We start from the raw sequence: 10,155 nt of genomic DNA, 5'->3' as shown, positions 1-10,155 counted from the left end.
GTATTAGGCACGCCGCCAGCGTTCGTCCTGAGCCAGGATCAAACTCTCCAAAAAAGTTTGACTTGCTCATTTGTTTCTATTAAAACACGGGGTGTTTTTAATAGAAGATAAAAATTTAAAACGTTGACGTTTTTATTGATTTTGTTCAGTTTTCAATGTTCAATGTGTCATTTGCGACTTTAATATCTTAACATTTCTTTCAAGTGAAGTCAATCGCTTTTTTGAAATGTTTTTTCAGTTTGTTGTTCTATGTTGCTGACAACGAATATAAATATACCATCGTGATTCACCCGACGCAAGCTTTTTTTAAAAGTTTTTTCAAAATAAAATCTCCGGTGTTTTCACCGGAGATTTATTTATTAATCTTTATGTCTCATATGCGGGAATAGAAGAACGTCACGAATAGATGGAGCATTCGTTAAAAGCATAACCAAACGGTCGATGCCGATACCTAAACCGCCTGTTGGAGGCATACCGTATTCCAATGCTTCGATGAAATCATCATCCATTTCATGCGCCTCATCATTTCCTTGTTCACGCTCTTTTAATTGCGCTTCAAACCGTTCACGCTGATCAATTGGATCATTGAGCTCTGTGAAAGCATTAGCGTGTTCACGACGAACGATAAACAACTCAAAACGATCCGTGAAACGAGGATCTTCCGGATTCTTTTTCGCCAGTGGTGAAATCTCAACCGGGTGTCCATAAATGAACGTAGGCTGAACAAGCTCTTCTTCTACTTTCTGCTCAAAGAACTCGTTGACAATATGTCCATATTGCATCGTTTCTTTGTAATCAATGCCGTGTTCTTTCGCAAGTGCCCGTGCTTCTTCATCGCTCATTTCTTTCCAGAAATCAACGCCTGTATATTCTTTTACTGCATCCACCATATGAAGACGGCGCCATTCTGGTTTTAATTCTACTGTATCTTCTCCATATTGAATCGTTGTCGTACCGAGCACTTCCTGCGCCACGTGAGCAATTACATTCTCAGTTAAGCTCATGATATCTTTATAATCTGCATATGCTTCATACAGCTCAATCATTGTAAATTCAGGATTGTGGCGTGTCGATACACCTTCGTTACGGAATACGCGGCCAATTTCATACACTTTTTCCATACCACCTACGATTAAACGCTTCAAGTGCAGCTCAATCGCAATCCGCATATATAGTTCCATATCAAGTGCATTATGATGAGTGACGAACGGACGAGCTGCAGCTCCACCAGCGATCGCATGCATCATTGGTGTTTCCACTTCTAAATAACCATTGTTATCAAGGTAGCGGCGCATTGATTGAATAATACGGCTGCGTGTGATAAACGTTTTTTGGCTTTCTTGATTAGTGATCAAGTCCAAATAACGCTGACGGTAACGCTGTTCAACATCCTTCAGCCCATGGTGCTTGTCTGGAAGCGGACGAAGCGCTTTTGTTAAAAACACATATTCTGTTGCTTTAACAGACAGCTCACCTACGTTTGTTTTAAACACTTTCCCTCTCACGCCCACAATGTCGCCAAGGTCTGTTGAAGTAAACAAATCGTATTGTTCTTCACCTACTGCATCTTTTCGTACATAAATTTGAATTTGTCCAGTTAAGTCCTGTACGTGAGCGAATCCAGCTTTTCCTTTACCGCGTTTTGTCATAATACGGCCGGCAACGACTACTTCCGCTCCTCTTTCTTCAAGCTCTTCTTTCGAAAAAGATTCGAATTCAGCAGCAATACTTTCCGCTGTGTGGCTCCGCTCAAAACGGCCGCCAAACGGGTCTAAGCCTTTTTCCTGTAATGCCCGCATTTTCTCTCTTCTGACTAACAACTGGTCGTTTAATTCTTCACTCATTCCGTTCACTCCTAATTAAACCGCCTGATTGGACGCTTCTTTTTCTTCTACTTCATTTACAAATGTGGTTAACAGTGTTGCAAGCTGGTCACGCGTTTCACATTTATTAACTTCTTTACGCACTGTACCGTTTCCACGGATTCCTTTTAAGTACCAAGCCGCATGCTTTCTCATCTCACGTACAGCTACATTTTCATTTTTCAAGCCGATCAGGCGATCTAAATGAAGCAGGCATACGTCAATTTTTTCGCGGGGTGTTGGTTCCCCAATCAGTTCACCTGTTTCAAGGTAATGAACTGTTTGATAAATCATCCACGGGTTTCCAAGCGCTGCCCGGCCGATCATAACACCATCACAGCCTGTTTCCTCAAGCATACGTTTAGCATCCTGCGGCGTTTGAACATCACCATTTCCGATAAGCGGAATATTAATGGCCTGCTTTACTTCTTTAATAATATCCCAGTTCGCATGGCCTTCATACATTTGTACACGCGTACGTCCATGAAGCGCAACAGCCTGGCCGCCGGCACGCTCTACTGCACGGGCATTTTCAACTGCATAAATATGATCTTCATCCCAGCCCATACGCATTTTTACCGTAACCGGCTTGTCCACCGCATCTACGACTGCAGAAACCATTTCGTAAATTTTATCAGGGTCAAGCAGCCATTTAGCTCCAGCGTCACATTTTGTGATTTTTGGAACCGGGCAGCCCATATTGATATCGATAATATCTGCGTTCGTATTTTTGTCAACGAAGCTTGCCGCTTGAACGAGCGTTTCTTTTTCGCCGCCAAAAATCTGCAGGCTAAGCGGATTTTCACGCTCATCGATATAAAGCATATTCATTGTTTTTGCGTTTTGAAGAATAATCCCTTTGTCACTAACCATTTCAGCGCACACCATGCCGGCGCCAAATTCTTTGACTGTAAGGCGAAAAGCAGAGTTACATACGCCAGCCATCGGCGCAAGCACTACCCGGTTTTTGATTTCAACCGGTCCGATATTGAACATGTATAATCACCTTTCTGTTATTACAAGCGGTAAAAGGCGTCTGCTGTTTTCCATAGCTTGACGCCTTCTCTCCCTTGTACACTTTCTACGTATTGCTCCAGCGGCAAACTTGTACCAGGAAGCATTATTGCTGTATCTATTTCTGCCAGCGGAATGAGCACAAAAGCACGTTCTATCATTCGCGGGTGAGGAATAATAAGACTATCTGATTCAATATTGTCGTGATTATACAGTAAAATGTCAAGGTCTATTGTACGGGGACCCCATCGAACGATCCGTTCACGACCTAGTTTATTTTCGATTTCCTGGCAGGCTGCAAGCAGTTCATATGGTGTCATGGATGTTTTCAGCTTAACCACGATATTAAAAAAAGACGGCTGGTCCGTGAAGCCGACAGGATCTGTTTCATAAACAGAAGAGACTGCCAGCAGCTGCAGGTTTTTTTGCTCCTGCAGCTGACGAACAGCTTCCCTCAACTGTTCTTCCCTGTTTCCCATATTAGTGCCGAGTGATAAATAAGCTTTGTGGATCATTCTTCGCGCCCCCGTGTAATTTCAACAGCAACAAAGTCGTAATGACCTGGAATAGGAGGATCCGGCTTTATAATTTTCACCGTGCAGGACTTCACAGCTGAAAAATCTCCTAAAATGCTGGCAGCGATTCGCTCCGCCAATGTTTCAACAAGTTTGACCGGCTCGCCTTCAATGACTTTTTTACATGCATGGTAAACGTCTGCATAATTAACGGAATACTCCAGGTTATCGGTTTGACCTGCTTTCTTCAAAGAAACGTGCAGGGTTACATCAGCACCAAACCGCTGGCCAAGCTTGTTTTCCTCCGGAAATACACCATGGTAGCCCCAAAACTCCATTCCTGTAACGTATATCTTATCCACGATCCGGCTCCTTTCCGATTAAAGCATCCATCATCTTCATCATTCTGGCAATTGGCTTAACGTCATGAACCCGCATAATGCGGCAGCCTTTTTGCGCTCCGAAGCAGCAGGTAGCGCCTGTTCCTTCCATCCGTTCTTCTACAGGCACATTTAAAACATAGTCGATTACCCGTTTACGCGAGGTGCCGAGCAAGACGGGATAACCAAGAGCAGCAATCTGATCAAGATTTTGCATCATTTCAATATTTTGCTCCATTGTTTTGGCAAACCCAATGCCCGGATCGACGATAATTTGGTCATCGGCTACTCCCGCTTTTTTGGCAATTGTAATACTTTCGTCCAGATCGTTTAAGCAGTCCTTCATAAAGCTGGTGTAATTCTTTTCTTCACGATTGTGCATTAAAATAATCGGCACCTGCTTTTGGGCCGCCACCACGGCAATATCCGGCTCCTTTTTCGCTCCCCAAATGTCATTAATAATGGACGCACCTGCTTCTACTGCTTTTTCGGCTGTACGCGCTTTAAATGTATCTATAGAAATAGGGACGTCCACTTCCCGAGATACAGCTTCAATAACAGGGACCGTTCTGCTGATTTCTTCTTCAACAGAAACCGGTGTATAACCCGGACGTGTGGATTCACCGCCGATATCGATGATGTGTGCACCGTCTGCAACCATTTGTGCGGCACGTTGTACGGCTGCTTCCTTCTCGTTGTAACGGCCGCCATCCGAAAACGAATCGGGTGTAATATTTAAAATTCCCATTACGTGAACCGCTTCTTCAAAATTAAGAATGAACTTTCCTGCCTTCATTTTTACACCGCTCCTTTTCCATTCCCTATTTTAACATGAAAAAAAGCCAGACTGCTTTTAGCAGTCTGGCCGAAGCTCAATTAATCGAATTGATAAAGCGGTGTACTCAAGTAGCGCTCTCCGTTTGATGGAAGAATCGCCAATACTTTTTTGCCTTTGCCAAGCTTTTCAGCGACTTGAATCGCAGCTGCAATAGCGGCACCAGATGAAATCCCGCCAAGAATTCCTTCTTCGCGCGCAACACGGCGTGCTGTTTCAAATGCTGTGTCGTTATCAATTTGAATGACTTCATCATAAATTTGTGTATCAAGGATCGCTGGCACAAAGCCTGCACCGATCCCTTGAATTTTATGCGGGCCTGGTTTTCCGCCTGAAAGAACCGGTGAATCTTTCGGCTCTACTGCAAAAACCTTTGCATTTTCCCATTTTTCTTTGATCACCTGGCCTGCTCCTGTAATAGTACCGCCTGTACCGATACCCGATACAAACGCATCAAGCTGATCAAATTGCTCTGTGATTTCTTTTCCTGTTGTTAAGCGGTGAACCTCAGGATTTGCTTCGTTTTCAAATTGCTGAGGCAGGAAATAGCCATGCTCTTCTGCAAGCTCTTTTGCTTTACGGATTGCACCACCCATGCCTTCAGGACCCGGTGTAAGCACAAGCTCTGCACCGTAAGCACGAAGAAGATTGCGGCGCTCCATGCTCATTGTTTCAGGCATAACTAAAATCGCTTTATAGCCTTTTGCAGCTGCGATCATTGCAAGACCGATTCCCGTGTTTCCGCTTGTTGGTTCAATAAGTGTACCGCCTGGCTGCAGGTTGCCTTTTTTCTCAGCTGCTTCGATCATCGCAAGCGCAATACGATCTTTTACACTGCTGCCCGGGTTCATATATTCAAGTTTTACGTAAACATCTGCACTGTTTTCGCCCACCACACTGTTTAGTTTTACAACAGGTGTTTGACCAACTAAATCTGCTACTGAATTTGCCACACGTACCATGAATTTGTTACCTCCAGTTAAATGCCGAGTATTTTTATTGGTTATATAGAATTTACCAGCTTTTTAGTGAAAAGTCAATTACTTTAATTTAAGTTCGAGGAAGCTACAAAAAAACCTGCCTTTAAAGGCAGGTTTTTTTACTTTTATGCTTCTTGCTTTAATTGCTCCAGCTCTTCTTCAGAGAATTGGTATTTCTCATTACAGAAATGGCATTGCACTTCTGCTCCGTGGTCTTCATCGATCATTTCCTGGATTTCCCCGCGTCCCAGGCTGATAATTGCATTCCCGAAGCGCTCTTTTGAACACTTGCAGTTAAACTGGATTGGCATCGTTTCTAAAAACTTAACGTTTTCTTCACCGAGGATGTAAATCAAGATCTGCTCAGGCGTTAATCCGCGTTCGATCAGTTTTGATATTGGCTCCATCGTTGTGATGCGCTCCTCTAAAATCGTAATCGTCGCATCATCTGTATTCGGCAGCAGCTGCACGATAAATCCGCCGGCAGCTAAAATAGTATTATCTGGATTAACAAGCACGCCTACTCCCACAGAGGAAGGAATCTGTTCAGAAACAGCGAAATAGTACGTAAAATCTTCGCCCAATTCTCCAGAGACGATTGGCGTCTGGCCGCTGAAATTTTCACGCAGGCCCAAGTCTTTGACGACAGTCAGCATTCCTTCTGTGCCGACCGCCCGGCGCACATCCAGCTTCCCTTGTTCATTTAAATCAAAATGCGTTTGCGGGCGCGTAATATAGCCGCGCACATTGCCTTTCGCATCGCTGTCTACAAGAATGGGACCAGCTTCACCATTCCCTTCAACCTTTAAGGTGATTTTCTCTTCACCTTTCATCATCGCACCCATCATGACGCCTGCTGTCATTGTACGTCCAAGCGCTGCAGAAGCAGTCGGCCATGAAGCATGTCTTCTTTGCGCTTCCCCGACCGTTTTCGTTGTATCCACTGCATACGCACGAACCTGTCCATTAAAAGCTAATGCTTTTACTAAATAATCGCTCACAGTCCTCTTCCTCTCTTATTGGGTATTTCGCTTATAAATTAACCGAAGGCCCTTTAACGTTAAATCAGGATCCACTACATCAATCATGCTGCATTCCTTTGCAATCAGACCAGCAAGACCACCTGTGGCAATAACAGTAGGGTCCGCGTTATATTCCTTTTTAATTCGGCTGACAATTCCTTCAACCTGGCCTACATAGCCGTATAAAATGCCGGCCTGCATAGCCGAAACCGTATTTTTCCCGACTACAGTTTCCGGACGGGCAATTTCAATACGTGGCAGCTTAGAAGCTCTTGTATAAAGGGCTTCTGTAGAAATGCCAATGCCCGGTGCAATCAAACCGCCCATGTAATGGCTGCTTTCATCGATATAACAATAGGTCGTCGCTGTTCCAAAATCAACAATAATGATCGGCGTGCCATATTCATGGATGCCGGCCACTGCGTTTACAATCCGGTCGGCTCCAACTTCACGCGGATTTTCATATTTAATATTCAAGCCGGTCTTCACACCTGGTCCGACGACAAGCGGCTTTGTGTGGAAATACTTTTCACACATGCGCTCGAGTGCTGCCATAATTGGCGGAACAACAGAAGAAATAATTACGCCCTCAATTTGTTCAAACTGCAGGCCATCATGCTGAAACAGGCTTTTAATCATCATGCCGTATTCATCTTCGGTTTTATTCCGGTTCGTTTCAATGCGCCAGTGATGTTCTAACGTTTCCCCTTTGTATACACCGAGCACAGTATTGGTATTCCCTACATCCAGTACAAAAATCACCTTCACCACACCTGTCCGTCTAATTTTCGTGTTTTATCATAACATACACTTCTCGAAAAGAAGAGAAAAGACGCCTGAAAGAAATGCTTTTCAGGCGTCTTTATGATTATGCTTTCGGTCCACCATTGTTCGGTGGATTTTGAAGATCGTCGCGCACTTCTGGTTGATCAGCTGGCTCAGCCGGCAGATTGGTTGTTTCAGTTGCCGGTGTTTGAGCTGTTTGCGCTGTTTCACCCGCTTGATCTGCATTCTCTTTCACGGTTTTGCTTTGGTTGTCGCTGTAATTGCGGTCCGGCAGCGTTCCGTGATCTGATAAATGCTTAATTTGTGCTGCATCAAGCGTTTCAACTTCTAAAAGTGTATTCGCAATAAGTTCGAGCTTATCACGGTTCTCTGTTAGAATTTGTTTCGCTCTCTCATAACACTCTTTAATGATCGTCTGGATTTCCGTATCAATCTCATAGGCAATCCGATCAGAGTAGTTTTGCTCACTGTTAAAGTCACGGCCAAGGAACACCTGTCCCTGTGACTGTCCGAACTGAAGCGGTCCGAGCTTGTCACTCATACCAAATTCCGTTACCATACGGCGGGCAATGCCTGTCGCACGCTGGAAGTCGTTATGAGCTCCTGTTGAAACTTCACCGAAAATAATATCTTCGGCTACACGGCCGCCAAGAAGGCCCGTGATTTTATCCAAAAGTTCCGGCTTTGTCATAAAGTAGCGGTCTTCTCTTGGAAGCATTACGGCATAGCCGCCTGCCTGGCCACGAGGGACAATGGTTACTTTATGAACGATGTCGGCATCATCAAGAACAAGACCAATTACAGTATGACCAGCTTCGTGGAATGCCACGATTTTCCGTTCTTTCTTGGAAATCACACGGCTCTTTTTCGCTGGACCGGCAATTACACGATCCGTCGCTTCATCCACATCACTCATGTCAATTTTCTTTTTATCGGCACGGGCAGCCACAAGCGCTGCTTCGTTCAATAAGTTTTCAAGATCCGCACCGGAGAATCCAGGCGTCCGCTGAGCAATCGCTTTTAAATCTACTGATTCGTGAAGCGGTTTGTTACGCGCATGTACACGCAGAACTGCTTCACGGCCGTTTACGTCTGGACGGTCAACCGTAATTTGACGGTCGAAACGGCCTGGACGAAGAAGGGCAGGATCCAAAATGTCTGCGCGGTTTGTTGCGGCAATCATAATGATTCCTTCGTTGGCACTGAAGCCATCCATTTCTACAAGCAACTGGTTCAGTGTTTGTTCGCGCTCATCGTGACCACCGCCAAGACCGGCACCACGCTGACGTCCCACCGCATCAATCTCATCGATAAAGATAATACAAGGGGAATTCTTCTTCGCATTTTCAAACAAATCACGAACACGGGAAGCCCCGACACCGACAAACATTTCAACGAAGTCAGAACCACTGATGGAGAAGAATGGTACGCCTGCTTCTCCGGCTACCGCTTTGGCAAGCAAAGTTTTACCGGTACCTGGAGGTCCAACTAATAGAACCCCTTTTGGAATACGGGCGCCAAGCTCAGAAAACTTACGCGGGTCTTTTAGAAATTCTACAACCTCGACAAGCTCCTGCTTTTCTTCATCTGCGCCGGCTACATCGTTAAACCGGACTTTTTTCTTTTCATCGTTGTAAAGACGAGCTTTACTTTTACCGAAGTTCATCACACGGCCGCCACCGCCGCCCTGCGCTTGGTTCAGTAAGAAGAAAAAGAAAATAAAAATGATAAGGAATGGGATGATGGTTGTGAAGAACTGCACCCATCCACTTGTTTCTTTCGCTGGAAGAACTTCTGCCTGTGTGTTTTGAGACGCTTCATTAATGCGGTTTAAAGTAGAGTCATTGCCTGTTGCATACGCAACAAACATTTCATTTTCCTCTGCCCCTTTTAATTGGCCGCGTATTTCATAAACACCGCGCTCAGGCTGAATAGTAAATTTTTCAACGTCATCCTGCTCAAGATATGTCAGGAATTCATTGTATGTGACATTGTTTGTTGGCGCGTTGTTGTTATTGAAATAACTCACAACGCCGATAATAACAAGAAAAACCAATAGGTAAAATATGGTGTAGCGAAAAATTCTGTTCATCCCTTACCTCCTCCCGAGAAAAACTGACTATATGCAATGTTATCACACAAAAAGTTGGCCTTACAACTATTTGAACCTTCTTTTAGCCTATTCATCCGGCTCCCTTATTCCTCTTCGGCTGCCGTGTAAACAGATGGCTTTAAAACACCGATATACGGCAGGTTCCGGTAGCGTTCAGCGTAATCAAGACCGTAGCCGACAACGAATGCATCCGGTACCGTAAAGCCGATCATATCTGCTTTAATTTTCGCTTTTCGGCCAGTTGGTTTATCCAGAAGCGTGACAATCTTCACAGATTTTGCTTTCCGGTAATGAAACAGCTCCGCCAGATAGCTTAATGTTAGTCCGCTGTCGATAATGTCTTCAATAATCAAGACATCACGGCCTTCTACGGAAGTGTTTAAATCTTTAACGATTTTCACTTCCCCAGACGATACGGTTGAAGACCCATAACTTGACACGTCCATAAAATCCATTTCAAGATGCGTATCGATCCGCTTAACCAAATCAGACATAAACGGCATAGCGCCTTTTAACACACAAACGAAAAGTGGAAAGCGGTCGTTATATTCCTCAGTGAGCTGCTCCCCGAGCTCTTTCACTTTTTCTTGTATTTCTTCTTCCGAAATTAATATTTCTTCGATATCGTTACGTAGCAATAGATTTTCC

General features: G+C 44.4%; 10 protein-coding genes. All 10 read right to left on the bottom strand.

The features are described 5' to 3' along the window. Positions 1-359: 359 nt before the first annotated feature. The 10 genes from lysS to hpt all read right to left on the bottom strand — a co-directional run bounded on the left by lysS (position 360) and on the right by hpt (position 10,145). Positions 360-1,844 carry a lysine--tRNA ligase gene (lysS, locus tag L2D08_RS21350; protein WP_242237065.1) on the bottom strand — a complete coding sequence of 495 codons (1,485 nt, stop codon included), beginning with the start codon at positions 1,842-1,844 and terminating at the stop codon, positions 360-362. A 15-nt stretch (positions 1,845-1,859) separates the two neighbouring features. Beyond that, a complete protein-coding gene (gene dusB / locus L2D08_RS21345; protein ID WP_242237062.1) occupies positions 1,860-2,858 on the bottom strand; it encodes a tRNA dihydrouridine synthase DusB in 999 nt (332 codons plus the stop codon). Between the two features lie 20 nt (positions 2,859-2,878). Then, positions 2,879-3,391 carry a 2-amino-4-hydroxy-6-hydroxymethyldihydropteridine diphosphokinase gene (gene folK, locus L2D08_RS21340; protein WP_242237060.1) on the bottom strand — a complete coding sequence of 171 codons (513 nt, stop codon included), beginning with the start codon at positions 3,389-3,391 and terminating at the stop codon, positions 2,879-2,881. Further along, on the bottom strand, positions 3,388-3,753 hold the full coding sequence (gene folB / locus L2D08_RS21335) for a dihydroneopterin aldolase (protein ID WP_242237058.1): 366 nt from the start codon (positions 3,751-3,753) through the stop codon (positions 3,388-3,390). The genes folK and folB overlap by 4 nt, the downstream gene beginning before the upstream one ends. Beyond that, complete coding sequence (gene folP, locus L2D08_RS21330) at positions 3,746-4,567, bottom strand: dihydropteroate synthase (RefSeq protein WP_242237056.1); 822 nt, start codon at positions 4,565-4,567, stop codon at positions 3,746-3,748. Before folP ends, folB begins: the two co-directional genes overlap by 8 nt. A gap of 80 nt (positions 4,568-4,647) precedes the next feature. Continuing rightward, complete coding sequence (gene cysK, locus L2D08_RS21325) at positions 4,648-5,568, bottom strand: cysteine synthase A (RefSeq protein WP_242237054.1); 921 nt, start codon at positions 5,566-5,568, stop codon at positions 4,648-4,650. Between the two features lie 143 nt (positions 5,569-5,711). Further along, the gene (gene hslO, locus L2D08_RS21320) at positions 5,712-6,587 is read right to left on the bottom strand and encodes an Hsp33 family molecular chaperone HslO (protein ID WP_242237052.1); all 876 of its coding nucleotides are present in this window, start codon (positions 6,585-6,587) and stop codon (positions 5,712-5,714) included. Between the two features lie 15 nt (positions 6,588-6,602). Continuing rightward, the gene (locus L2D08_RS21315) at positions 6,603-7,370 is read right to left on the bottom strand and encodes a type III pantothenate kinase (RefSeq protein WP_242237050.1); all 768 of its coding nucleotides are present in this window, start codon (positions 7,368-7,370) and stop codon (positions 6,603-6,605) included. A gap of 106 nt (positions 7,371-7,476) precedes the next feature. Beyond that, the gene (ftsH, locus tag L2D08_RS21310; protein ID WP_242237048.1) at positions 7,477-9,486 is read right to left on the bottom strand and encodes an ATP-dependent zinc metalloprotease FtsH; all 2,010 of its coding nucleotides are present in this window, start codon (positions 9,484-9,486) and stop codon (positions 7,477-7,479) included. Positions 9,487-9,590: 104 nt separating this feature from the next. Then, on the bottom strand, positions 9,591-10,145 hold the full coding sequence (hpt, locus tag L2D08_RS21305; protein WP_242237047.1) for a hypoxanthine phosphoribosyltransferase: 555 nt from the start codon (positions 10,143-10,145) through the stop codon (positions 9,591-9,593). Positions 10,146-10,155 lie beyond the last annotated feature (10 nt).

It is taken from the genome of Domibacillus sp. PGB-M46, from assembly GCF_022668875.1.
Lineage (GTDB): Bacteria > Bacillota > Bacilli > Bacillales > Domibacillaceae > Domibacillus.
The sequence above is the reverse complement of the archived record's forward strand: the minus strand, read 5'-3'. Positions and strand labels throughout refer to the sequence as shown.

Coding starts and splice junctions, on each gene's coding strand:
- lysS (WP_242237065.1), bottom strand. CDS start 1,844: ATGAGTGAAGAATTAAACGACCAGTTGTTAGTCAGAAGAGAGAAAATG.
- cysK (WP_242237054.1), bottom strand. CDS start 5,568: ATGGTACGTGTGGCAAATTCAGTAGCAGATTTAGTTGGTCAAACACCT.
- folK (WP_242237060.1), bottom strand. CDS start 3,391: ATGATCCACAAAGCTTATTTATCACTCGGCACTAATATGGGAAACAGG.
- ftsH (WP_242237048.1), bottom strand. CDS start 9,486: ATGAACAGAATTTTTCGCTACACCATATTTTACCTATTGGTTTTTCTT.
- dusB (WP_242237062.1), bottom strand. CDS start 2,858: ATGTTCAATATCGGACCGGTTGAAATCAAAAACCGGGTAGTGCTTGCG.
- folP (WP_242237056.1), bottom strand. CDS start 4,567: ATGAAGGCAGGAAAGTTCATTCTTAATTTTGAAGAAGCGGTTCACGTA.